The sequence below is a fragment of the Streptomyces iakyrus genome (assembly GCF_000717055.1).
In the GTDB taxonomy this organism is placed as follows: Bacteria; Actinomycetota; Actinomycetes; order Streptomycetales; family Streptomycetaceae; genus Streptomyces; species Streptomyces iakyrus.
On record NZ_JNXI01000001.1, the window covers coordinates 42,141 to 67,464 of the forward strand.

At 67.1% G+C, this 25,324-nt stretch carries 16 protein-coding genes and 1 pseudogene; 13 read left to right on the forward strand and 4 right to left on the reverse strand.

Translation table 11 applies throughout. The annotated features are described in order from the left end of the window. The first annotated feature begins 6 nt into the window (after positions 1-6). The 4 genes from OO68_RS00215 (at position 7) to OO68_RS00230 (ending at position 10,224) form a co-directional block, all read left to right on the forward strand. The gene (locus OO68_RS00215; RefSeq protein ID WP_078625111.1) at positions 7-2,919 is read left to right on the forward strand and encodes a DEAD/DEAH box helicase; all 2,913 of its coding nucleotides are present in this window, start codon (positions 7-9) and stop codon (positions 2,917-2,919) included. Between the two features lie 82 nt (positions 2,920-3,001). Continuing rightward, the gene (locus OO68_RS00220; RefSeq protein ID WP_033306015.1) at positions 3,002-8,248 is read left to right on the forward strand and encodes a hypothetical protein; all 5,247 of its coding nucleotides are present in this window, start codon (positions 3,002-3,004) and stop codon (positions 8,246-8,248) included. A gap of 72 nt (positions 8,249-8,320) precedes the next feature. Then, positions 8,321-9,550, forward strand: coding sequence for an AAA family ATPase (locus OO68_RS00225; protein ID WP_033306016.1), 1,230 nt, complete (start codon positions 8,321-8,323; stop codon positions 9,548-9,550). Positions 9,551-9,555: 5 nt separating this feature from the next. Next, positions 9,556-10,224 carry a hypothetical protein gene (locus OO68_RS00230; protein ID WP_245236864.1) on the forward strand — a complete coding sequence of 223 codons (669 nt, stop codon included), beginning with the start codon at positions 9,556-9,558 and terminating at the stop codon, positions 10,222-10,224. 25 nt (positions 10,225-10,249) lie between these two features. Here OO68_RS00230 and OO68_RS43545 read toward each other — a convergent pair whose 3' ends face one another. The 4 genes and pseudogenes from OO68_RS43545 to OO68_RS43550 all read right to left on the reverse strand — a co-directional run. Continuing rightward, positions 10,250-10,462: a DUF397 domain-containing protein gene (locus OO68_RS43545; protein ID WP_078625112.1), complete on the reverse strand. Its 213-nt coding sequence runs from the start codon at positions 10,460-10,462 to the stop codon at positions 10,250-10,252. Further along, the gene (locus OO68_RS00235) at positions 10,459-11,298 is read right to left on the reverse strand and encodes a helix-turn-helix domain-containing protein (RefSeq protein WP_033306017.1); all 840 of its coding nucleotides are present in this window, start codon (positions 11,296-11,298) and stop codon (positions 10,459-10,461) included. Before OO68_RS00235 ends, OO68_RS43545 begins: the two co-directional genes overlap by 4 nt. 144 nt (positions 11,299-11,442) lie before the next feature. Continuing rightward, positions 11,443-12,435 (reverse strand): hypothetical protein, encoded by a 993-nt coding sequence (locus OO68_RS00240; protein WP_033306018.1) that lies wholly within the window; start codon positions 12,433-12,435, stop codon positions 11,443-11,445. A gap of 335 nt (positions 12,436-12,770) precedes the next feature. Next, positions 12,771-12,922 (reverse strand): annotated as a pseudogene (locus OO68_RS43550) (transcriptional regulator); the annotation flags it as partial. A 245-nt stretch (positions 12,923-13,167) separates the two neighbouring features. On the opposite strand from OO68_RS43550, the gene OO68_RS00245 reads away from it, so the two are divergent. The 9 genes from OO68_RS00245 to OO68_RS00285 all read left to right on the forward strand — a co-directional run bounded on the left by OO68_RS00245 (position 13,168) and on the right by OO68_RS00285 (position 25,289). Further along, complete coding sequence (locus OO68_RS00245) at positions 13,168-14,949, forward strand: hypothetical protein (protein ID WP_033306019.1); 1,782 nt, start codon at positions 13,168-13,170, stop codon at positions 14,947-14,949. 100 nt (positions 14,950-15,049) lie between these two features. Next, positions 15,050-16,753, forward strand: a complete 1,704-nt coding sequence (locus OO68_RS00250; protein ID WP_033306020.1) for a hypothetical protein — start codon at positions 15,050-15,052, stop codon at positions 16,751-16,753. Between the two features lie 252 nt (positions 16,754-17,005). Further along, positions 17,006-17,428: a hypothetical protein gene (locus OO68_RS43385; RefSeq protein ID WP_245236865.1), complete on the forward strand. Its 423-nt coding sequence runs from the start codon at positions 17,006-17,008 to the stop codon at positions 17,426-17,428. Further along, positions 17,425-19,497, forward strand: a complete 2,073-nt coding sequence (locus tag OO68_RS48220; RefSeq protein ID WP_033306021.1) for an Hsp70 family protein — start codon at positions 17,425-17,427, stop codon at positions 19,495-19,497. The genes OO68_RS43385 and OO68_RS48220 overlap by 4 nt, the downstream gene beginning before the upstream one ends. Before the next feature lie 135 nt (positions 19,498-19,632). Beyond that, positions 19,633-20,364 carry a DUF3761 domain-containing protein gene (locus OO68_RS00265; RefSeq protein ID WP_157852638.1) on the forward strand — a complete coding sequence of 244 codons (732 nt, stop codon included), beginning with the start codon at positions 19,633-19,635 and terminating at the stop codon, positions 20,362-20,364. 109 nt (positions 20,365-20,473) lie between these two features. Then, complete coding sequence (locus OO68_RS00270) at positions 20,474-21,700, forward strand: DUF262 domain-containing protein (protein ID WP_157852639.1); 1,227 nt, start codon at positions 20,474-20,476, stop codon at positions 21,698-21,700. Next, a complete protein-coding gene (locus OO68_RS00275) occupies positions 21,693-22,832 on the forward strand; it encodes an AAA family ATPase (RefSeq protein ID WP_033306023.1) in 1,140 nt (379 codons plus the stop codon). The genes OO68_RS00270 and OO68_RS00275 overlap by 8 nt, the downstream gene beginning before the upstream one ends. A 144-nt stretch (positions 22,833-22,976) precedes the next feature. Further along, on the forward strand, positions 22,977-23,831 hold the full coding sequence (locus tag OO68_RS00280) for a hypothetical protein (RefSeq protein WP_157852640.1): 855 nt from the start codon (positions 22,977-22,979) through the stop codon (positions 23,829-23,831). A gap of 45 nt (positions 23,832-23,876) precedes the next feature. Next, the gene (locus tag OO68_RS00285; RefSeq protein ID WP_033306025.1) at positions 23,877-25,289 is read left to right on the forward strand and encodes a CBS domain-containing anti-phage protein; all 1,413 of its coding nucleotides are present in this window, start codon (positions 23,877-23,879) and stop codon (positions 25,287-25,289) included. Positions 25,290-25,324 lie beyond the last annotated feature (35 nt).

Sequence of the window (25,324 nt, forward strand, 5' to 3'; positions counted from 1 at the left end):
CAGCGGGTGACCGCCCAGCAGAGCAGCACCGCACCGGTGGACCCTCGCCCCGACGGGGAGGACCAGTTCCCGGCAGGCGCGCAGGTCTTCGTGCGCGACGAGGTGTGGCTCGTGCGGAACTCCGTGCGCACCGAGCACGACGGCGCGAAGGTCGACGTCGTCGGCGTGTCCGACTTCGTACGGGACCAGGAAGCCGTGTTCTTCACCGGCCTGGACACGATCGAGCTGATCGACCCCCGCCGTACGAAGCTGGTCCGGGACGAGTCGTCGAACTTCCGCCGCTCCCGTCTCTTCCTGGAGGCGGTCCTGCGCAAGACCGCACTCCCCCAGTCCGAGCGCCGACTGGCCCTCGCCGACTCGTTCCTCCTCGACTCCCTGCCCTACCAGCGCCGCCCCGCCGAGCTGGCCCTGTCGGGCCGCAACCTGCGCCCGCGGCTGCTGATCGCCGACGTCGTGGGGCTCGGCAAGACCCTGGAGATCGGTCTGACGCTTGCCGAGCTAATCCGTCGGGGGCGCGGTGAGCGCATCCTGGTGGTCACGCCGCAGCACGTCCTGGAGCAGTTCCAGCACGAGCTGTGGACCCGGTTCGCGATTCCTCTCGTACGGCTGGACTCGGTCGGCATCGAGCGGATCCAGCGGGAGATCCCGGCGGGCCGGAACCCGTTCACGTACTTCAAGCGGGTCATCGTCTCGATCGACACCCTGAAGAACACCGACCAGTACAAGCACCACCTGGAGCGCATCAACTGGGACGCGGTCGTCATCGACGAGTCGCACAACCTGATCAACCGCGGCTCCCTGCGCAACCAGCTCGCGCAGATCCTCGCTCCGCGCACGGACGCCCTGATCCTGGCCTCGGCGACCCCGCACAACGGTGACGCGAAGTCGTTCGCGGAGCTGATCGGCCTCCTCGACCCGGCGGCGATCCGCGACCCGGAGCACTACCGCGCCGAGGACATCGAGCACCTCTTCATCCGCCGTACGAAGATCAGCCCCGAGGTCCGCGAGCAGATGAAGGGCCAGTGGGCGGACCGGGGCCCCTCGCAGTCAGTACGGTGTGCGGCGACACCCGCCGAGGAGAAGATCTTCGAGGAGCTGGCGGCCGTCTGGCTGCCCGGAGAGAACGGCACCTCGGTGAGCGGTGTCCCCCTCTTCCCGTACACGCTGCTCAAGTCGTTCCTGTCCTCGCACGCCGCCCTGAAGGCGACGGTCAGCGCACGTATCAAGACGCTGGAGAAGAAGAACGAACCGACGGCGACCCGCGCCGAACTCGCCGCGCTGCGCACGCTCCAGGAGCTGGTGGCACCGATGACGGAGGCGGACTCGGCGAAGTTCGCTGCGCTGGTCGAGCAGCTGAAGGCGATCGGTGTCGGCCCCAAGTCGGACATGCGGGTTGTGGTCTTCTCCGAGCGGGTGCAGACCCTGGAGTGGCTGCGTACAGCGCTCCCGGCGGCACTCGGTTTCCGGGGCCGGGCGGCCGAGGAGTCGACACGGGTGATGCACGGCGGCCTGTCGGACGAGCAGCAGATGCAGTGCGTGGAGGACTTCGGCCTGGCGGACACGCCCGTACGCGTGCTGCTGACCGGCGATGTGGCGTCCGAGGGCGTCAACCTGCACCGCCAGTGCCACCAGCTGATCCACTACGACGTGCCGTGGTCGCTGATCCGCATCGAGCAGCGCAACGGCCGTATCGATCGGTACGGGCAGGCGCACCAGCCGCAGTTCCGCGCGCTGATCCTCACCAGCGAGGTGGAGGGCGCCAAGGACGACACGGTGGTGGCAGAGCGCCTGCTGGACCGGGAGGACCAGGCACACCGGGCGCTGGGCACGGCCGAAGCGGTGACGGGCCTGTACCGGGCGGAGGCCGAGGAGAAGTCCCTCATCCAGGATCTGTTGCGTGGCCGTACGGTGGACGAGTCGCTGGACGCGCACCGGGCGGAGGCCGAGGCGGACGCGGCCATGGACGATTTCCTGGCGGACTTCTTCGGTTCGGTGGGTGACGCCGGACCGGGCGCGGAGAACGCCGATCCACAGAACACCGAAGGAAAGGGCGCCGGCACGTCCGCACCGGGCAACGCGGCGGTACCCCGGCTGTTCACGTCGACCGCCGAGTTCCTCGACGAGGCGCTGAGCGAGGTGTTCCCCGACGCGACCACCAGCCTGGACCTGCACCGCGACACCGAGTCGGGCCTGCTGTCGTTCCGCCCGCCCACCGACCTGGTGCACCGCCTCAAGGCGCTCCCGCTGGACTACGTACGCGAACAGCGCCTGCGCGAACGGCTGTTGGTGACCTTCAACCGCCGGCTCGCCGAGCACTCCCTGAAGCGGGCCCGCGAGTCGTCCACGTCCAGCTGGCCGGAGATCTCCCTGCTTACGGATCTGCATCCGGTGGTGGAGTGGCTCACGGACAAGGTCCTGGTACGCCTGGGCCGGCAGGAGGCGCTGATCATAACGGCGGACGTGCCCGAGCCCACGTACCTCGTGCAGGGCGTCTACTCCAACGCGCTGGGCCGTCCGACCGTCGTCAAGTGGATGGGCGTGACGCGGGGCGGCACGGTCGAGGACGACATGGTCGGCCTGCTGCGCCGCTCCGGAGTCGGACCGACCATGGCCAACCCGATGCGCCACAGCGAACCGGCGACGGCGCTGGAGGCCGGCATTCCCGACGCCCTGGCCGCCGCCGAGCAATTCCTCGACCGGCACCGCGACGCCTGGGACGAGCCGCTGCGCAAGCCGATCGACGACTACAAGGCCCGCCTGGGCGACTGGGAACAGCCCACCCTCGCCGGGGAGCGGACGAAGAAGTCGCTCGCCTCGCTCGCGGACTCGCTGCTGACCACCGGCCGCCCCCTGATGCGGGTCCTCGCCGTCCTGGTCCCCGACCCGGAAGCGCCCGCGCGTCCGCCATCCACGGCCTGAGCCCACACCCGCCCACGGCCCGGCCCGCCGCCCCGTCGCCGCCAGACCTCCCGACCTGAGATTCCCTGAGAAGAGACCGGACATGACGTACGACTCCCTGGTCAACCGAGGAGACTACTTCTCGGCGCACTACCTCGCCGAGGTGCTGCCCAAGGACCTCAAGTCGGGCCTGCTGGCCGCCTGGAAGCAGCGCGAGGACGAGGCGAGGGCGGAGGCCGAGCGGGCGGCCGCGGCGGGAGCCGACGGAACGGCCGAAGCGGTGCCGGGAGAACCGGACGCCGACGCCCTGCCGGTCACCCCGCGCGCGGGCCTGCGTGAGCTGCGCCGCCGCTACTTCCGGGCCCGTCCCTCCTTCGCGCTCCCCGAGGACGACGAGGACGGCACGGCGGCCGCCCAGGACACCGAGGACGACTCGGCGACATACGACTCCCCTGCCTGGTGCGAGCGGGTCCGCGCCCTGAACGCGGAGGTGCTGCGCGCGCTCGGCTACGACGCCAAGCCGCGCACGATGACGGTCACGCGCGCCGACCAGCCCTACGAGGTCCGGGTCGCGCACGCCGAGAAGGGCCTGGTCGCGGTCGACTGCGGCTGGGCCGCCGAACCGGACGCCGCCCTCGACCCGGAGGGCCCCGGCCGCCTCCTGGAGCCGGTTCCGCTGGACGGCCGCAACACCGTGCCTACGGGCTCGAAGCTCGCCTCGTTCCTCTTCGCCTGCGAGGACGCGCCCCGTTACGTGCTGCTGCTCGTCGGCGGGGTCGTCGTCCTCGCGGACCGGATGGTGTGGGGCGAGGGCCGCTACCTCGCGGTCTCCCTCGACGCGGCCCTCCAGCGCAACGACACCAAGGCGGGCGGCGAACTCGACACGATCGCCGCCCTGTTCGGCGCGGACTCGCTGCGCACGCCGGAAGAGGGCGGCGAGAACCCCCTCGCGGAACTCGTCGGCAAGTCCACCAAGCACGCGGTGGGCGTCTCCAGCGAGCTGCGCGACGGTCTGCGGCTCAGCGTCGAGCTGATCGCGGGCGAGGTCCTGGCCCGGCTGCGCGAGCAGGGCGTACGCCCCGAGGACATCGGCGAACTGCCCGACCTCGGCAAGCAGTTGACCCGCGAGTCTCTCCGCTACCTCTACCGCGTCCTGTTCCTTCTCTACGCGGAGGCCCGCCCCGAGCTGGGCATCCTGCCCGCCGACTATCCCGAGTACCAGCAGGGCTACGGCCTCGGCCGCCTCGGCGAACTGATCGCCGAACGGGACCTCGTCGACGAGAAGTCCCGGCAGGGCACGTACCTGTACGAGTCACTGGACCTGCTCTTCCGCAAGGTGCAGGAGGGCTACCGCTCGCGGCGGACGCACGGCCCCGCGGGGGCGGAAGCGGACGGCGTGGAGGCCGCCCCCAAGGCCAGCGAGGACGTGGGCCTGCGTTTCGAGCCGCTGCACTCCAAGCTGTTCGAACCGGAGTCGATCCGGCTGATCGGCCTCGGCACGATCCCGCACCCCCACGACGACACCGACGACGATGACGACGAGGCCGGCCTTGAGGGCTCGGGCGGCGTCCTGGACACCCGGCTGCGGAACGCCACGCTTTACAAGGTGCTGCGCCTGCTGATGATCACGCGCGGCAAGAAGGGCGAGCGCGGCGGCTTCATCTCGTACGCCCAGCTCGGCATCAACCAGCTCGGGGCCGTGTACGAGGGCCTGATGTCGTACAGCGGGTTCATCGCGGGCGACGAGGAGCTGTACGAGGTCGCGAAGAACGGCGACCCGAAGGACGGTTCCTGGCTCATCCCGAAGTCGAAGGTCGACGACTATCCGGGCAACGTGTTCGTGTACCGCCGCGACGAGGAGACCGGCGAGGACGTCCGCGTCAAGTACGCCCCCGGCTCGTTCGTCTACCGCCTGTCCGGCCGCGACCGCCAGACCTCCGCCTCGTACTACACCCCCGAGTCCCTGACCAAGGTCACGGTCCAACTGGCCCTCCAGCACCGCCTGGACCAGGACGGTACGACGACCGAGGCGCGCGAGCTGCTCGACTGGAAGATCTGCGAGCCGGCGCTCGGGTCCGGGGCCTTCCTCAACGAGGCCATCAACCAGGTCGCGGCGGAGTACCTGCGCCGCCGCCAGGAGGAGCTGGGCACGCCGATCGACACGGAGAAGTACGCCGTCGAGTTCCAGAAGGCGAAGGCGTACGTCGCCCTGCACAACTCCTATGGCGTCGACCTCAACGAGACGGCCGTGGAGCTGGCGGAGGTGTCGCTGTGGCTCAACACCATGCACCCCGGCATGGAGGCCCCGTGGTTCGGCCTGCACCTGCGACGCGGCAACTCCCTGATCGGCGGCCGCCGTGAGGTGTACCCGCCGGAGAAGCTGAAGAAGGCGGCCTGGCTGGGGACAACCCCGGAACGCTTCCCCCTGACGGAGGCCGCGAACGGCCTCCCGGTGACGGTGACCGAGCGCACCACCCGAAGCGGCTCGGTGCAGCGGGTCACCGAGAACGCCGTGCACCATTTCCTCCTCCCCGCGAAGGAGTGGGGCGCGGTCGCCGCAGAGAAGGAGGCGAAGGCGCTGGCCCCGGAGGCGGCGCGGGCGCTGGGCAACTGGCGCAAGATGATCACGCGCACGCCAACTGCCAAGCAGGCGGAGCGACTTCAGGCAGCGGCCCGGAGGGTCGAGTTCCTGTGGGGGCTGGTTGTACGGCGCCTGGAGATCTCCGAGCGGGACATCTCGCGCCGGATCGACGTGTGGGGCGCGGAGGACGGCTGGCTGCGGTCGCCTGAGGTCGCGGTGCAGCGGGACAAGGTCGTCGCTGATTTGACGGCTCCGGACACTCCCTACTGGCGCCTGAAGACGCTGATGGACGCGTGGTGCGCGTTGTGGTTCTGGCCGGTGCAGGAGGCCGGGCTGCTGGACGGTACGGCAGCGGTGTACGAGCGGGGGGCTGAGGAAATTCCCTCGGGTGCAGTGGCGGAGGGGCTGCGGGCTGCGGACGAGTCCGGGGTGCTGATGTCCTGGGAGACGGAGGATCTGTTCGGCGAGATCACGGGGGGCGGCGAGCTGACGGCGGCCTCGGTGGAGCGCCGACGGACGGGGCGGCGCAAGGAGGCCATCGGGGGCACGCGCAAGCGGGCAGTGGTTCCGCTGGCGGGGCTGGACGACTGGCTGGAGTTCGCGGAGGCGTTGGTCGGCACGGAGGATGTTCCGGCTGACTCGCTGGTGGCGGAGTTCGGGTCGCTGGCGGAGCTTGAGCCTTATGAGGATGCGCTGCCGGACCTGATGGGGATGGAGCATTTCCAGCAGCTCGAGCTGCGGTTCCCTTGGGCTGGGGTTGCGAGGGATGTGGCGCGGGCGCAGGGGTTCTTCCACTGGGAGTTGGACTTCGCGCAGGTGTTCGCCAAGGGCGGGTATGACTTGCAGGTGGGGAATCCGCCTTGGGTGAGGCCTGACTGGCAGGAGGATTTGGTTTTTGCGGAACTTGAGCCTTGGTTCAAATTGAGCGAGAAGCCGACCGCGGAGGAATGGCGGCTCCGCAAGGAGCAGACCCTTGCCAGTGGAAGGCAACATCCTGCGTTCGTGCTCAGCGAACTGGCCACAACTACTGGCATGGTCGCGACACTCGGAAGCCCTGCAACATATCCATTGCTCGTAGGTACACGGGGCGATCTCTACCGAGCGTTCATGGCACAGGTTTGGCGCCACCTTGGCCCAACTGGACGAGGAGGGCTAATCCACCCAGACACTCATTTCGGCGGCGTACATGAAGGTGGCATCAGGGAGTCCGCATATCGCCATTTGCGCGTGCACGCGCACTTCATGAATTCTGCTAACTGGGCTTTCGAAGATCTGGGTCGCACGCAAGAATTTGGAGTTCACATCTACGGTTCGGACGGAGAACCGAATTTCCTGCACCTCAGTGAACTCCGTGGCGCTGACGTACTACCAGCTTCACTGGCCCACGACGGGCGTGGAGAGGTACCCGGAATCAAACACAACGGAACCTGGGACGTTCGCCCCCACCTCAATCGAGTGGTGCACGTCAACAATGCGCTGCTGTCCGGATGGCAGCGCCTCACTGGATTCGAAGGGCCCCTTTCACAGACCCCTTTGCTTTATCCGGTCCTGAGAATGGAACAGGGCGCAATCGAGGCAATTTCCGCCCACACTCCGCGCCTTTCCTCTTTTGAGCCCATGATCACCATCGGGTTCCTCGAAACCAACGCCAAGAAAGATGGCCTGATCCGCTGGAACACCCAAGCTCCACAAGAACTTGCTGACGTGATCCTACAAGGACCTCATATCTCGGTTTCTCATCCGTTCTCGAAGGAACCCAGAATTCCCTGCAAAAGTCATCGAGACTGGAATCCCGTCTCGCCAGAGAAAATGTCCGTTGACTACGTTCCGGTAACCAACTACGTCCGGTCCACCAATCGAGAAACCTACCTGACTGCACAGAGTTCATGGCTCGGGAAACCAGCCACCTCATACTTTCGCTTGGCGTGGAGGGCGATGATCCCGTTTATCACCGAGCGCAGTCTCTTCGCCGCTCTAATTCCGCCAGGCCCCGCACATGTCCACACAGTGCAGTCCATGGCTATGGCTGACAATCGCCTCACCGCCCTCAATGCCGGCTTCTGGGCGGCTTTGCCTTTCGACTACCTCCTGCGCATTACTGGCCGCTCTCACCTGCAGGTTGCTGAGGCTCGCAAAATGCCCGCCCCGGACCCGAAACACCCTCTCGCCCCCGCCCTACTCCTCCGAACCCTTCGCCTCAATGCCTTGACCGCTCACTATTCACCCCTGTGGGAGGAACTCTACGACCCCCGCTGGGCGGGCTACGAACAGTGGGCCAACCCTGGCTGGCCGAACCTTGCCCCACTTACCGTCGGCCTTACCCCTACCTGGTCATGCAACATGGCCCTCCGCACCGAGTACGAGCGTCGCGCCGCCCTTGTCGAACTCGACGCGCTCGTCTCAGTCTGGCTAGGCATCAGCGCCGACCAGCTTGTCGCCATCTACAAAACCCGCTTCCCGATCCTCCACGACTACGAAGCTGAAACCTACTTCGACGCCAACGGACGGAAAATCGCGGCCAACTACAACACATTCGGCCACGGCCAAACTAAGCAGGATTATCTCGACCTCGTTACCCATTTGGAAGACCCAGAGAATACCCCACCTGCGGTCCGCTACAGTGCCCCCTTCTATAAGGCCGACCGCGAAGCCGAGATGCGCGCTGCCCATGCCTACTTCCAAGCTCGCCTCGACGCCGAGATCGCCGCAGGCCGCTGGGCCCCGCCCGAACTCGCGCCCCACCTCACTGAAACAGCGGCGAAAGTCTGACCGTCAACACCCAACGGCACACCACACCTGCTACACCTCACTGCGGCCCAGCCCACCCGATAGGTTCCGTCCATGCCAGGACAGTTGCTCGAACTGCACGTGGAGAATTTCCGCAGCCTGCGGGACGTGACGATCCCGTTAGGTCCGCTGACGGTCCTCGTCGGTGCGAACGGTGTCGGCAAGTCGAACGTCCTCAAGGTCTTCGACCTGCTCGCCGACATCATCCGCACCGATCTCGAACCCGCCCTCGAAAGCCGGGGAGGGTTCGACGAGGTCGCGTTCTGGGGCGGGCCCAAGCCGCCGACCACCCTCCGGATCCGGCTCAAGGCCACCTGGACCACCCACTCCAGCCCCAACGCCCCCGACGAATACGATCTCAAGGTCCGTCGCTACTCGGCCCCTAGCGCCAAGGGCCGTGACCTCTACCGACTCACCCGCAGCGAGAGCTTCCAGTTCAAGCGGACCAAGGGGCGCGGCCGTCGCATCACCGTGTCGGGCGAGCGCGCCACAGTGATCGATACACGCCCCAGTAGCGAGCTTGAGGACAGCAGCGAGTTCGGTATTCAACGGTTCAGCAGTGGCCTGTCCACACTGCCTCGGCTGGCAAGTACCGAGGGCGGTTTTGAAGTAGGGATGGTGGCGGACCGGCTGTCATCATTCCGCGTCTTCGACGTGGATGTGGATGCGGCCCGTCAGCCGTCCCGCCTGAATCGCGACTACGCCTATCTGTCGTCCAGTGCCGACAACCTGGCCGTCTTCCTGAACTTCCTCAGCGAGGATTCCGCCCTCTGGGAACGGCTTCTGGACGACGCTCGTTCCGTGCTTCCACAACTTGAGGACATCCAGTTCGAGGCGGTCGGCGGTCCTGCCGCTCAAACTGCTGTCCAACTGGTGGAACGCGGCCTGCGTCGGCCCACCCCTCTGGCTGACGCTTCCTACGGAACCGTACGACTCCTCGGTCTCCTGGCTCTGCTCTACGATCCCGCGCCCCCTGCACTGACCTGTATCGAGGAGATCGACCACGGTCTGCACCCCCAGGCATTGAATCTGATCGTCAATCGACTGCGCGAGGCGAGCGCGCTCACTCAGTTCATCGTCGCCACCCACTCCCCCGCTCTCGCGGATCGCCTTTTGCCCGAGGAAATCGTGATCTGTGAGCGTGACGACGACGGTGCCTCCCTCATCCCCGCCATCACCACGGGTGACGTACGCGCGATCGTCGAGGAGAGCGGAGACCTGCCGCTCGGTGAGCTGTGGTTCTCAGGTGTTCTCGGAGGCGACCTGACGGGAGACGAGCTGTAGTGGCCGTGAGCAGAGGCCCCCTGGGGCGTGGCGTCATCGTGCTGGCCGGCGAGGACTCCAACGACTGCCGGATCGTCGCCGAGATCATCAAGCAGCACCATCCAGATCTGGGCAACGCCCGCCTGGTCGAGATCAGCGACAAAACCCGCCTCAAGACGGCCACCGGGCCTGACCTCGCGGCCCGCGTCCGCACCATCGTCGGCAAAGCGAAGGGCCGCGCGCTCCGGGCGAAGGGCCCACTCGTCGGCCTGGTGATCCACGAAGACTTGGACGGCTACACGGACGGCGAGTACACCCGTGTCCGCGCGAACGTCGCCGGAGCACTCTCCCGCGAGAGCCCATGCAACTCGGCGTTGGCGCTTGCCGCTTGGGAGTCGGAAGCCTGGCTCTTACTCTTTCCGGACGCCTTCCCGGCCGTCCGGCCCAACTGGAAGGTTCCCGCGCAGCTCCAAGGCCGCGACACCGGAACCATCAAGAGCCCGAAGGAAGACCTGAAGCGCAAGCTCGGTTCCCCGGCGTTCCGGGAGTGCGACGGGCCCAAGGTCGCCGAGCAGGCCCGATCGCTTGGGCTATTGGCCTCGGGCCCGACCGGCACCAACCGCTCCTACAAGGACTTCGTCCACGAACTCGGCCAGTGGTCCGCAGTTTCCGTCCCAAGTCCGCGCCGTAAGTGAGCCGTTCAAAACTCGGCCCTACAGCTCAGTTGATCTGGTCTGCGGCGTACCCAACAAACGTTGCCCAGGCATCCGGGCCAACAGCCAGTCCAGCGTGGGCCGTGTCCTTGGAGTCCCGCACGTGGATCGAGTGAGGGCAGGTGGCCACCTCTACGCACTCCCCGCCAGCTCCACTGCTGTAGCTGCTCTTGATCCAAACAAGATCAGGTACAGCACCTTCAGGCATCGCGGTCGTCATGTCGCTCCAAGAAGCTTCTCTACAAAGGTCAGCGAATCGTGAGGAGTCATCCCCTGTGCTCGCAGGATGCCGTACTGCTCCTCGAACTCGCGAACTGCACGTCGCTCCGTATGCAGGCGGCTGTCCTGATGCGCCTCCACGTAAGCGATCCTGCGCCCTTCCCTCGTCTCAATCAAGGTGAAGGGCCCGCCAAGCGCCGCGTGTGACTCGCGGCACGTCGGCATCACCTGGATCTCCACGTTCCTCGACTGACCAACCAAGAGAATTTGCTCCAGTTGTCCCTGCATCACAGAGGGGCCTCCGAGAGGTCGGCGGAGCATGGTCTCTTCGATAACGAAGCTGATTGTGGGCATGGGCCGCCGGAAGAGGATCTCCTGCCGGACGAGGCGAGCAGCAACCCGTTGCTCGATGGTGTCGTCATCCAGCAAAGGACGCCACATCCCGAACACTGCCCGCGCGTACTCCTTCGTCTGCAACAACCCCGGTACAGCCTGGTTCGCGTACACATGCAGCTCAACCGCCTCAGCCTCCAACCGCGCCGCATCCCGAAAGAACGCCGGGAACTGCGCCCGCGCCACCTCCTCCTTCATCTCCTGGAGAACCCCGCCCGCATCAAGCAGCCCGTCCGCCACATCGATGAACCGAGGCGGCGGTACCCGCCTCCCCTGTTCGAACGCCGCGATGGTGGACGCCGAGTAGCCGGTCCGCGAACCGAACTCGGCCCGCTCCAGCCCCGCCCGCAGCCGGAAGCGTTTCAACTGCCGTCCGAACACCCGGAGGATGCCCGAGTCCGGCTCGGGCGGCCCCGGAGACTCCGTCCCGACGTCAGAGCCCATGCCCGCAGCCGCGGTTCCGTCCGGCTCCCCTGCCAGTTCGCTCACCCGCCCGCTCACCTCCACCGCCCGTACCAATCAACGAACACCGTAGAAAGCACACGCTGACCACGCCGCCGAACCTCGAAAGTTCACCCGCACAAGCGTTCAGGCGGCCGAGTGGACCGCTCCGGCCGTGCGGCGGTCATGGCTTTCCCTGCACTCGCGGCACAATGCGCGCGGATCATGCGTACGGATCGCGCGTTCGCAGCCGTCGCAGGTAACCAGCGGCGCCCGCTGTGCTGCGGGCGTCGCCGCCGTCGCCGTACGGAGAGGCGCCGTCGGCAATGGCGGCGGGAGAAGAGTCGTCAGGCGGTATTCGACGAAGCTCGCCGGGTGGCGGATGGGGTCGGCCTCGGGCGGCAGGCCCGCGGTGAGCATGCGGGTGATCTGGTCCGGCGTCGCGGCACGGCCGAGCCAGGTCTCGACGGCGGGCACGAGCCGCGCGACGTCCCGTTCGGACAGCAACAGCCGGGTGTCGACGAGCCGTAGACGCGCGAGCAGGTCAGCCGCCGGGCCGGTGGGCACCGTGACGGGTTCGGAAGCGGCACTTCTCGTACGTGCGGAAGCCGGCACCGAGACCTCCGCCGCCACCGGAACGGCCACCGGCCCAGGTACAGACGGAACCTCAGGTTCAGGCCCGGCAGCCGCCCCAGGATTAACGGCCTCCAAGCTGCCGCCCGCCACCGAGGCGCGTACAACAGCCCTCGGATGATCGAGAAAGAACGTACGCGTGGCGATCCGGCCACCCCCGAGCGGCACCCGGCGACGCACGAGGTACCCGGCCTCCTCCAGCTCCCTCAACGCCCTGCCGATCGTCACCTCGCCCTCCGGGAAGCGCAGGGTCAGCGCCTTGATGGTGACCGAGGCGCCATCGGGCAGGGACTGGATGTGGACGCCGATGCCGATCGCCGTGGCGGAGAGGCGGGGATGCTGGGCGAGGTGGTTACCGACGACGGTGTAGCGCTCGGTGTGGCGGTGCCGTACGTGGAGGACTCCGGCGCGGGGCGCGTCCGGCGGGAGTTCCGGAGGCGCGGGCGGCGATTGCCGCTCGGGCAACGGGGACGCGGGCACGGCCGCGTTAGACTGCGGATCAGCCATTGGGAAGGGCGAATCTTCCTGTGTGGTCAGGCCCTCGCCGGGATTGCCGTCCTGCCGGGGGCCGTTCTCTGTTTGCGGTTGTGTGCGGCGACCGTACCCCACCCGCCCGACGAGCCGACGCCCCCATCACTCGAACGAGTGGCGCCCCAACTCGCGGGCGAACAAGCCGGGTTTGGTGGGGTTGGTAGTTTCCCCAAGGACTTTCAAGAACATCGCGCACCACCGCGTCGCGGCATCCCGTGCCCCGGTGCCGACCTGGGGAGACAGTCGGCCACTGGGCCGCCCGGCTGCCCCTCGACAGCTGCCGTCTCTGGCCTCGGCGCCCATGCAACCCGTCAACTTGGGTTCAGGGCAGACCTGGCCGCGTTGATCACGTTCTGGACGTCGGCCCGTACACCACCGACTCGCGCAGGGTGCGCCAGACCTTCGCGTACAAGGCGATGTTGTCGGCGTCGTCCAACCACATCTCGGCGTGCCAGTCCTCGGCATGCCGACGTGGCCGCTCGCCTGACACAAGCACTTCAGCCAGGGAGCGGGGAATGCGGCAGAGGCGGAGGAGCTGCCAGAGGGCATGTTGGCCACCGACACCCAGAGGAACAAGCCGGGTCCACCGGACGGCTGCGCGCCTCCGCCTCGTGGATTCGGGCTCGACCACAGGGCGTCGAACCGTAGACTTCGGCGGCGAACGCCGACGAGGTATGGCCGTCGCGCGCTCTTGGGGGAGGACATCACATGCAGAACCCTTCGGACTCATCGGACTCGATGGAGATCGCCGATCCTGAGGAGAACGGCCGGAGCGATACCGCCGACTCACCTGTCGTGGACGATCCGACACCCGACTCGGACATCGACTCAGGGACGGCATCGACGGTCCTGGTGGAGGTGCTGCCAGGGGTTGCTGTCGTCTGCGGCGCTGAGGTTCCGGCGGAACTCAGGCCCGATCTGCTCGACTTCGGGATCGTGTCGGCCGCCGACCGCAAGCAGATCTCCACAGTCCTGGCCGCGATCGGGAACACGGCGACCGTGGCCGGCAATCTAGGAAACGCATTCGCCAGCGTGCAGGGGCTCTACAGGCTCAGCGCCGCGACACAGGCCTGGCTGAATGCCGGTGCAACGCTCGCCGTCAAGGACGGCGCGAACCTCGGAGCGGTGTTCGCCAACGGAAAGATTGTCCACCAGGCCCGCCTCCTCCCTGTGGCTTCCGTGAGCGCGGCGCAGAACGCCGCCTCGATCGGGCCCGCGCTGGCCATGGTCGGTCTTCAGATGCAGCTGAATGAGGTCACGGACCTCGTCAGGACCAACATCGCGCTGACGAGCCAGGTACTCACAGCCATTCGCAACGAGCAGTGGACCGAACTGACGGGGCTCGTCGCCACCATCGATCGCGCGATCGACCAGGCGCGGGAGATCGAATCGGTCCCCGCCTCCTTGTGGGACAACGTCGCGGGTAGTGAAGCGTCGCTGCGTAAACAGCTCGACCTGTACCGGCTGAACGTCCGTGGCCACGTCGGGCAGATCGACCGCGCCGACGCGAGTCGCCGCCGCGAGTATCTCCAGATGAACGCCGAGGCGATCGTCTTCGACGCCAACGCCCTGTTGTCCTCCCTCAAGGCATGGACCGGGTATCAGACACTCCGCGCCGGCAGGGCTAGAGCCGCTGGACGCGAAGACGCTGACGAGGCACGGCTCGTCGAGGTCATCGCGCGCGACACTCGCGCGGAGCTCGACTCCGCTCTCACCGAGGCGACGAGCCTCGCCGACTCGCTGACGCGGGAGCTGCGCATCATCGCCGAGCTCCCCGGACGCGACACACTGCCACTGCCGGGGAAGCGGAAAGAGTCGATCGCAGCCCGCCAAGCCTCGGCCCGTCTTCTGGAGGCGATCGAGCCGCTTACCGATGCTCTCCTTCCGCCGGCCCCTCCGCTGGAGGCTCCGGGCGTCGTCTGCGCACCCACATCGCTGGATCTCGAGCCGCACCTTCGCATCCTGCGATGGTTCCTCGAGGACGGTGAGACCCTGCGTGTCCTCGGCTTCCCCGATCAGCTCGATGCTCTCGGTCCCATTTCCGCGATCTTCGGCGGAGCGAAGGAGAAGCTGACCGCCGGGTGGGACAAGATGGCGGCAAAGACGCTGGTCGCCGTCACGGATCGCCGCATCATCACCGCCAAGTCGAACGCGTTCCTTGAACAAGGCGAGATCCGTCAAGTCATCCCGATCGACCAAGTGCGATACGTCCGGACAGCGACCACCCAGGACAAGAACGCGCGCTTGGCGATCGACCTCATCACACGCGACGAGAACATCCGGTGGCTCTTCCAGGCAGACATGGACGCCACTCAAGTGGACGCGCTCGCCGCCGTGCTCGCCGAGTCGATGAAGATCCCTGACGCGGAACGCGATGAGCTGCAACGGCGGCGCCACGTGCCCATCGAGGCGGGTGAGAAGATCGAGACCACGAGCACAAGGTCTACGAAATCAACTGGGTCCGAGGCCACTGCCGACGATGCCGAGTAGCTACCGAGCCAGTCGACCGTGGTTGTATCCGCTCATCATCCATGGTCACGAAACGTGCGAGACGATATGGATTGTCAGACGGCGCGGATAATCTGTCGGGGTGTACGACACGACGGACCCGGTAGCCGCTCGTCAGGCGGCGAAAGCCGCTGAAAAAGAACGCCTGCGGCGTGCGCGTGAACGCCGGGAGAGGCAAGGCTCCTCAGGCGTGAGCGGTTTCGTCCAGCGCAAGTGGCGCTGGCTCGGCGTCGGAGGCAGCGACGCAGTCGAAGCCGTGCAGGCCATGCTCACGGAGGCAACAGCCGCCGTTGGCATGCCGCAGGCAGAGCGGGCAGTCCTCACGCAGGCCCTCGAAGGCGATCCGGACCGCGAGAGCCTACTGCCCGCAGTGCAAGCGGGGTTGTTGCTCCTGCCGCCGGAGTCGGTCCTGGGCCATCTGCGAAGCCTCTGGGCCAACGGCGTGCGGTGGCTCAACGAGGCGGGCCTGGAGCGGTGCAGGGTGTTGTGTTCGACAGCGCCCAGCCTGGATCTTGTCAGCAAGCGTTCCCAGGCGATCTCGGGCGGCCCCGCCTTCAGCCTCTTCGCAACCGCGGCCACGCGCGGCGCGATACCTGTGCCGAACCGCTTTCTCGACGATCTTCTCGCTTGGGCGCCGCTGTCCGTCATCGACGATCTGATCGACCACGGTGGCCTCATGCCCGAGGACGCACCCTGGACAAGACGGGACGCGGAGGAGGGCCTTTATCTGCGGGCGCGTCTCACCCCCGCCAACATCACCGGTGAGCAGGCCGAACGTCTCGCGTGGCAGGCCTATCTACGCCGGCAGTCGTTCCTCTGCGGAGAGACCCTTGTCCGACAGGAACCGGACGATGTGTGGGACCTGCTGTACGACGTCGTGATGGACGGCGACGTGACGGCCATGAACGCACTCGACGCGGCCCTGCCCCGGACTCAGCAGATCGAGCTACGCAACCTCAAGTCCGGTGCGTTGTCCGGCCAGTGGCCGCCGAGTATGACCGAGGACCGGGGGCTCTGGCTGCTGATGGCCACCCTGTGGCGCCCCGGGAGTCTTGTCGACGCCGGACGCAGTCCGTTCTACGCTCTCGTAGCCCTGAACCGCGCCTATGACCTCGTGAAGGCCGGTGATCTGGATGCGGCAGCACAACAGGCCTACTCCCTCACCCGGGGCAGCGTGAGCAACCGCAAGGTTCCCGCCGAGCTGGCACAGGAGGCCCTCGCCCTCGCGGCGTACGTGGCCGTGGCGCAGAGCGAACAGCACGATTCGCCCGCCGGACGGGACAGGCTTCTCGACTCCGCCGAGGAGTACGCCGGTAAGGCCGCCGCGCAGGGAGGAGCCGTCGCCGAACGCAACCTCCGGCTCTTTCGCGCCTGGCGGGGGACGAGAAGGAATGACCGTGGGCCGTTCAACAATCCCTTCCTCGACATCGGCCTCGATCACGGAGCCGACGGGTGGGAGGAACGCTGCCGGGACATCTTCCGGGAGCGCGAAGGTGACGCCAAAGCGCAGTCGGACTTGAACATGGCCGAGGAACGCATTCGGGGCGCGCTGCGCGGCGAGGCGGGCTGGGACGTCTTCTACCAGTTGCCGCTCGACCCGTCGCGATACGTCATGCCCTGTCAGGTGCCGAACCATCTGGTGCCCTCGGTGGAGGCCCTGCCACGCCATACTCCGGTCACCAGTGGCGGCGAGCTGGAAGCCATCCGTGCCCGTGCCGCCGTCGAGCTGCTCGAAGACTTCCGGACCACTGCCCCACGCCTCGACCGCCACAGTTCCGCGCCGTAGTCCTGACCAACCGTCCGAGCCGAACGAAGCCGAGCAGCACTGATGCCTTCGAAGAAGAAGACTCCGAAGAGACAGCGAGCACACCGCCCGTGTCCCGCGTGCGGCCAGACGCAACCCGGGACGCAGGGCGCGCCGTCACCGCACAAACCCGGAGGTCTGAAACGCCGCCGGGCGCGGCACACGGACACCGAGGTCAAGCCCGCGGAGACCGGTGTCGTCGAAGCTCCTCCTGGTCCTGATCCGATCGACGCGATGACGGTCATCAAAGGGGTGGCGGCCCGCGTGCCGGAGGCTCTGGAGGCCGCCGGGGCCGACGAGGTGCCCCCGGCCGGCGCGCTCACCGCGGCGGTGCGCAGGGCGGTCCTGGACGAGTTCCGCACCCGCGCCCAGTTTGCCGGTCGTCTCGCCGAGATCGACGCGCTGCTCTGGTCCCGGGCGGGAGACAGCCGCGAGACCGTCGAGGGCGCGATGACGGCGCACCTGCGGGAACTGCGGCTGCTGCGGGTGACAGAGCCCGAGGAGAGCGACCGGTTCGTGGTGACGGAGGGCAAGGGAGACGCCTTCGAACTGCTGAGTCCGGCGTACGTGGATGAGTTGACAGGAAAGGTCATTCTCGCAGGGCAGCTCCGGCGCATCGCCGGGCCCGCGGGTGTGAGGGCGGGGGAGGAAGCATGACGGCTGCCGGAATCGACTTCGGGACCACCAACTCGGTCGCCGCCCAGTGGAACGGCGAATACGTCGAGTTGCTGGAGATCGGCGGACAGGGCCTGGACGCCAACTGGAGGCGCGAGGGATTCGAGCTGCTCTACCCGTCAGTCGTCGGCACGAGTTCCCTGCGGCCGGGCACCCTGTTCGGCTGGGAGGCGAAACTCCGTTCCGAGCGGGCCGTAGAGGCGTGCAAGCGGATGCTGCGCGAGGAGCCGTTCGTCAAACTGGGCGGTGAACGCTTCGCCGCGACCACCGCTGCCGCCGGGGTCTTCCACGCCATCGCGGGGGCGGCGGAGGAGGAGGCCGCTACCGAGATCCGCGAGGCCGTCATCACTGTGCCCGCCAACGCGACCGGCGCGGCCCGTTTCCGGACCCGCGAGGCCGCCCGTGCCGCGGGCATCACGGTCCGCACCCTGCTGAACGAGCCGACGGCGGCGGCGATCGCATACGCGCACGAGATGGAGATCGACGGCGAGTTTCTGGTCTTCGACTGGGGTGGCGGCACGATGGACGCTACTCTCCTCCTTCACGACGACGGGTTCTTCGACGAGAAGGCGAGCCGGGGCGTCAACCGCCTCGGCGGCCTGGAGATCGACGCCCGGCTCCGCCGGATGGTCCTCGACCAGGCGCCCGCCCGCGGGCGTTGGAGCGATTCCGAGAAGCGGATGTTCGCCCTGGAGATCGAGCGGGCCAAAATCCTCCTCTCCCACCAGGGATCGGTCCGCATCCAAACGCCCGACGACGTCACCGTCGAGATCGGGCAGGACGAGTTCTCCGAGGCCATCCAGGACCTCATCAACCGGGCCCTCGATCCGGTTGAGGAATGCCTGGAGCAGGCTCGGATCGACCCGCAGGACCTCACCGCGGTACTGATGATCGGCGGCAGCAGCCAGATCCCCGCAGTGCGCGCCGCGGTTTCGGAGGCACTCGACTGCGAACTTGTGGACACCTCCCTGTGCGACCCGATGACCGCGGTCGCCGAGGGAGCGGCGATCAGCGCCGCCGCCATGGACGGCGAGCTGAAGAGCATCATCCGGGTGGTCAACACGCACGCCCTGGGCACGATCACCAAGGACCGCGAGGGCAGGCGGAAGTTCAGCGCCCTCATCGACCGCAACCAGCGCCTTCCGCAGCAGCGCGTGAAGTCGTACGAGCCGACGAAGGACAACGTCTCCCAACTGACTGTCGAGGTCTGGGAGGGAGACCCGGACCGCGAGGTCGGCCATCCGGACAACGTCAAACTGACCGAACTCGTTCTGACCTACCCCCGACACTGCACAGCCGAGGACGGTGTCTTCGACCTGGAGTACACCTACAGCAAGGAAGGCCTGCTGACCGTCCGGGCGACCCTGCAGAAGACCGGCGAGGTCGTCCTCGACGGCGAAGTGAAGGTATTCGGGGACGGGAACGTCCTGCCGGAGGTGAAGAAGGAGCTCGACCGGCTGCTCGCCCTCGCCCCGGCCTCCCGGCCCGCGACCACCCCGACCCATCCCCAGCAGGTCCGGCCCCAAGGCCAGGGCAGCAACGGGGCGCCCAAGCCCGCCCCGCCTCGCTCCGCGCCCCAGTCCGCCGGCGCGAACACGGCCGCGCCGCCGCTCGTGATCGACGGATCCAACCTCGCCTGGAACGGACGCCCGCCGCGTGCAGCGGGCGGAAAGCCGAGCTTCGCGGCATTGCAGGCCGCTGTCCGATCGCTGCGGTTCAAGCACCCCGATCGCGACATCCACGTGGTGGTCGACGCCACCCTGCGCCACGACGTATCCGCCGAGGAGAGGCCCCTCGTGGAGGCAGCCATCGCCGACGGCACCGTCGTACAGCCTCCGGCCGGGACCGAGGGACGGGGCGACGCCCTGGTGATCAGCATCGCCGAGGAGGTCAGCGGAGTCATCATCTCGAACGACAACTTCGCGCCCTTCCAGAAGGCGAATCCGTGGCTGCGGGTCGCTGGACGGGTCATGGGGGCGACTCAGTCACAGGGTGTGTGGGTGTTCAACCGCCGCGTACCCAATCCGGCGCCGTCTGCCCAGCGACGGTGACACGCTCGGGGCGGATCCGCGCGGACGAGAACACGTCTAGGCAGACAGAGACATGGAGATCCGCGCCCTGGCGCCGACGTTCGCAAGCGTCGTCCGGGGCGGCCGGACAGCGATGGGGGATCGCCAGTGGAGAGCATGAGGTTGTCAGTCGTCGCGGTAGTCGCGTTGCTTCTCGCCACCGGCTGCTCGGCTCAGCCGCGCACCGGCCAGGCGCAGAGCGACGTCTGTCCGCCCGTCGCGTCCGACGTCTCAGCTACTCCCACGCGCGCTTCCGGGCCCGTACGCCAGGTCGAGCTGAGCGACGTGCGGTGCTCGGACGAGGACTCGGGCATGAGCTCCGTGGACATCACGGTGAAGAACACCGGCACGGGCGAAGCCAACTACTACGTCACCGTCGAGTTCCTCGACTCCGAGCAGCACTCGCTCGCCACTGAGCACACCTACTTCGGCCACGTGAGCGCCTCGGCGACCATGTCGAGGACGGCCTACGGGGTACTGCCGACCGACGGCCGCGGGCTGGCCGTCCGCCTCGTCGAGGTGAAGCGTGAGTCCGTTCCGACGAAAGCCCCCGCAAGTGCTCTGGACACCGCGGTGGACCTCTTCGTGGAACAGGGCCTCGTACCGGCCGGCACTCCGTACGGGGATTGCCCTGACACCGCACCCCAGGCCTATTGGATCGGTGACCGAGGAAACTGCTGGACCGCCGTCAACACCTTGCCGCCACTGCCCGCCACATCAGCTCCACCTCCCACCCTCGCAGTTCCGACGCCCACGGCCGCGCTCCCCGGGACCGTTTGCCGCGACGGCTGGGTCTCCGGCTCCACCGGCCGCGGAATCTGCTCCCACCATGGGGGCATCGGCCGCTGAGTTCGGCCGGGGCTACGGGTGGAATGCAGGGCGCTGGCCGTAGTCGATCAGCTACTGTACGGGCACGTTCGATTCGTGGGCGGTTTCTACGTATGCGGAGGCGTACATCTTGGTCGGCAGCGCTCCCGTGCCGGAGCCGGAACAGTCGCCGGACGTTCCCTCCGTCAAGCAAACGGCACATCAGGCGGACGAGCCATCGGTCGAGTTCACCGACACCGGACGCAGTACCGGTATCGAAGCCGAGGACATCGGTGAATCCGGACGGACGCCCTTCGACCCGGAGCTCATCGAGGTCCATCCCCGCAACCCGACGGTCGACCTCGTCATCCAGCGGCTGAAGCGGGGCCTGATCGACCTCCAACCCGACTTCCAGCGGAAGTCCGGTATCTGGAACGAGAGGGCGCAGAGCCGACTGATCGAGTCGCTCCTGCTACGTATCGCGCTGCCTACGCTCTACGTGGCAGAGGAGGACGACGAGTCCTGGTCCGTGGTCGACGGAGTTCAACGGCTCACCACCATCGTCAGATTCGTCAAGCCCGATGTCTCCGGTCTGGAGCCGCTTCAATTGGGGGGCCTGGAGTACCTCACCCAGTTCGACGGCAGCCGCTTTGAGGACCTGCCCGGTCGGATGCAGACCCGCATCCTGGAAACCGAGCTCTCTGTGCTGGTGATCCGGCGGGGAACGCCCGAAGAGGCCAAGTTCAACATTTTCGCGCGGATCAACACCGGTGGCCAGCCGCTCACCCGGCAGGAACTGCGACACGCGCTGATCCCCGGTTCCGCGCGCAAGCTGCTGGCCACACTGGCTGAGAGCGAGTTCTTCTTGTCGGCGACGGCTCGCAGCGTCTCCCCCGCCCGCATGGCAGAGCGGGAACTGTGTCTGCGCTTCCTCGCGTTCGCGATGACTCCGCCCGAGCGGTACGTCACGCAGGACTTCGACGGCTTCCTCCGCAAAGCCATGCACCGCATCAACGCCCTGCCGATTGAAGTGCTGATAGGACTGGAGCGGCGTTTCTATCTCACGATGGTGGACTGCAGACGGATCTTCGGAGACCAGGCGTTCCGCAAACAGTTCAGCGGAGTCAGCCGCCGGTATCCCATCAACAAGGCACTGTTCGAGACGCAATCGGTGATCGTGGAGCGGTGCACGTCCAAGGAGATCGACATCCTGTGCGAGCGGGCACCGGTTCTCCAGAAGAAGTTCCAGAAACTGATGGACGACCCTGCCTTCTACGACGCCATCTCCTCCGGCACCGGCGATGCCAACAAAATCAACTACCGCTTCCAGTCCATGAAAGAGCTGTTCCGCGAGGTGTTGGAGTCCCCGGATGCTTGAGTCGCTCACTCTCACCAACTTCAAGGCGTTCGCCCACCAGGAACTCCGCCTGGCCCCCTTCACCCTGCTGACCGGACTCAACTCCTCCGGCAAGAGCTCCGTACTCCAGTCCCTGGCCCTGCTGCGGCAGTCGTACGAGTCGGGAGACCTCGCACCCGTGGGCGACCGTGAGGCCGGGCTGCTCCTCAACGAGGAGCTGGTCCAGCTCGGTACCGGGCAGGACGTACGGCACGAGTCGTACGACGACACGGGTCCGCACATCGCGTTCGCCCTACGGGGGGACGGAGGATCGGAGCAGTGGACGGCGCTCTACGAGCGTGAGGCCGACCATCTCAAGCTGCTTCAGCAGGTGGACGGGGAGATGGTGGAGAGGTTCGTCGAACCGGCGGCGCTGCTGCCGACGTTGTTCGGACCGGGCTTCCAGTACCTCAAGGCGGACCGGGTCTCCCCGCAGGTCAGTTACCCCCGTTCGCACCACGCCGTCACCACGCGCGGATTTCTCGGCGCGCACGGCGAGCACACCGTCAACTACCTGCGCATTCACCAGGACGAACCAGTCGCGGCAGACCCGCTCATCCTCTCGGACACCTCCTCCAACAGTCTCCTCGGGCAGACCCAAGCTTGGATGCAAAAGCTCTGCCCGGGGGTGACACTCAAGGCGGAGGACATCGCCGGCACGGATGCCGTCCGCCTCAGCTATCGATTCGGCTCCGGTGCGTTGGCCTCCAACAGCTTCCGTCCCACCAACGTCGGCTTCGGACTCACGTACGTCCTGCCGATCGTCGTGGCCTGCCTGTCGGCCAAGCCTGGGACGCTGATCCTGCTGGAAAACCCGGAGGCGCACCTGCATCCGCAGGGCCAGACCTGGATGGCGTACCTGGCGAGCGCGGCGGCGGCGAGCGGGGCGCAGATCGTGATGGAGACGCACAGCGACCACGTACTCAACGGCCTGCGGCTACGGGTCAAGCAGGAGCTGCTGAGCGCCGACGCGACCGCCGTGCACTACTTCCGTCGCAAGGATCAGACCTCGGAGGTCGTCAGCCCGGTCATCGGGCCGGACGGGCGGCTCTCCGAGTGGCCCGAGGGCTTCTTCGACGAGTGGGAGAACTCCCTCGACCAACTGCTCGACTGAGTTGCAGCACGGAGTCATTGAAGCGCCCCGGGGGGTCGGGGTGATCGGTGCGGAACGAGAATGGGGTGGGGCGTGCCGCTGCACGTGTTTCTCAACGAACAGTCATGTGCGTCCGATTGCGGAGCGGACGAGGTCTCGGAGGGCATGCGCACCTTCGTGGACGTGCTGAGGCGGTTACAGCGTCTGCGCGGCATCAGCCTCGCTACGCAGAATCCGTTCGACGAGACGGAACTCGCACGAGGTTATTACTACGCGCAGTGGCGCAATGACGCCCGCAACAAGGAAGAAGCTCTCTACTTCCAGCGAATGCGCGACCGCTGTGTCACCTTCACAGCGGCTCTGCACGCGGCGGCGACGGAGGAGCGGGACGACATATGGCACCGCTTCAAGGGAGTCGACGTCCATGGACTTCGCGCGGCCTTGATGGCGGACGGACTCGCCCTCAGTCTCCCGCTGGCCCCGGAGTGGGACACCGCCTGGCTGGATCTGGACATCGAGGAGCTGTCTGAGGGCCCCGAGCCCGGCGACGTCGTCGCCGACGAGTACACGGATCAGGTCCGGCACACCTCCCGGAAGGCGCACCTTGCCGAACACGAGGAGTGGATCCTCAGGGAAGGACTGGACCGCGTCTCCAGTGGAGCCGAACTCTGGGCGGGACGAGCGGACTTCTTCCCCCACCTCCAATTTCTCGACCGGGTGAAGGACGATCTGGAAAACCTCGACCCGCGGTGGTTCAAGGGAGCCCGCCAATTGCTGCGACAGCTTGAGGCCACCGCGGCCCAGTGGGACCCGGCTTCCCCCACCGGGCCGCACTGGGAAGCCCCGAACATCAGAGGCGAGCACGAGAACGCCCGCAAGGACCGGATGTGGGAGGACAACGGCAAGGACGAGTGTTTCCAGTTGCACGGAAACCTCAACCGAGGAGCCGGCCGCATTTACTTCCGGCTCGTTCACGACGAGAAGGCCATTCGCATCGCCCACATCGGGCGCCACCTCTGAAACAGACACTCCCGCCCCTCCCCCACTGACAAAGACGCAGGTGACATGACTGATTCCACTACCGGCCCCGTAGAGACGCAGTCCCGCGCCCGCTACCTCCTGGACGGACGACGGGTGACACTCACCGACCTCCTCAGCGCCGGGCTGCTCACAGAAGGCGAGCACCTGAAGTTCGTACGGCCCCGGATGGGCGAGTCGCACGACGCCACGGTCACGCCCCGGGGATGGATCCGGCTGGCGGACGGCGAGGAGTTCCGCTCGCCCTCCAAGGCGGCCACGGTCGCTGTCGGGTACGGAACGTTCGACGGATGGGAGGCGTGGCAGGTGGACGACGGCAGATTCCTGACGCAGTTGCGCCAGGAGCTGCTGGACCGGGCCGCCGAGGAAGCCGAGCCCACGGAACCGGAGGAGGAGCGACAGATGTCGCTGTCGCCCAGCGAACGCCATGCCCGGCTGAAGAAGGCACGTGAGTCGGCCGAGGCAGGCAGCCCGTTCACCCTCACCGTGCAGGAGCTGCTGGGCTGGTGGGGTGCGACCGGCCGGGGACTGGTCAATGAACAGATCGAGGCCGACCTCGCCAATCACAGCCTCATCACCTCACCCGAGTTCGACAAGGTCCCCCTGACCGCCACGGTCCAGCTGGTCAAGGCTGCGGAAGAGGACGCCGAGGACATTCCTCTCGCCGGGTCTTCAGCGCCCCTCACAGCGTCGGCCGGCACGTCCGAGGAACAGGAGTCACGCGAGACCGGGCTCACCGTAGGCACCCTGCCGTCCGCCCTCGGCGGTGTCGTCAGCGTCAAGCCGACCGCCACCTTCGAGGAGGTCATCACGCTGATGGTGCTCCACGACTTCTCGCAGCTGCCCGTCCTCGCCGGTCCGCACAACCTGCGGGGATCCGTCTCGTGGAAGTCGATAGCGCGTGCCCGGCACGCCGACCCCGGCGCCCATCTCTCCCAGGCCATAGTGGACGCCCGGGACGTACGCTACGACCACGACCTGATCGATGTCCTTCCCACACTGGCCGAACACGACTTCGTCCTCGTCCGTGACCAGAGGAACGCCATCGCCGGCATCGTCACCGCCGCCGACGTGGCCCAGGCCTACGGCGATCTGGCCGGACACTTCCTCCTGATCGGGGAGATGGACCGCAGGCTGCGGCAGGTCATCGCGGGCGCCTTCACCCTGCCCGAGGTCACAAAACTCTGCGACCCGAAGGGAGAACGCATCACCTCCTTCGGAGACATGAGCGTCGGCGACTACAAACGCGTATTGGAGAACCCCGACCTGTGGCAGCAACTGGGATGGCCACTCGACCGCAAGGTGTTCATCGACCGGCTTGAGGAGATCCGCAGGATCCGCAACAACGTCATGCACTTCAACAGCAGCGATCCCCTGCCGAAGGACGACGTGGACAAGATCCGCAACCTCAACAAGCTGCTGCGGGAGTACGGGGAGTAGATCCAGGGATCTGCCGCACACCGCCGCCTACACGC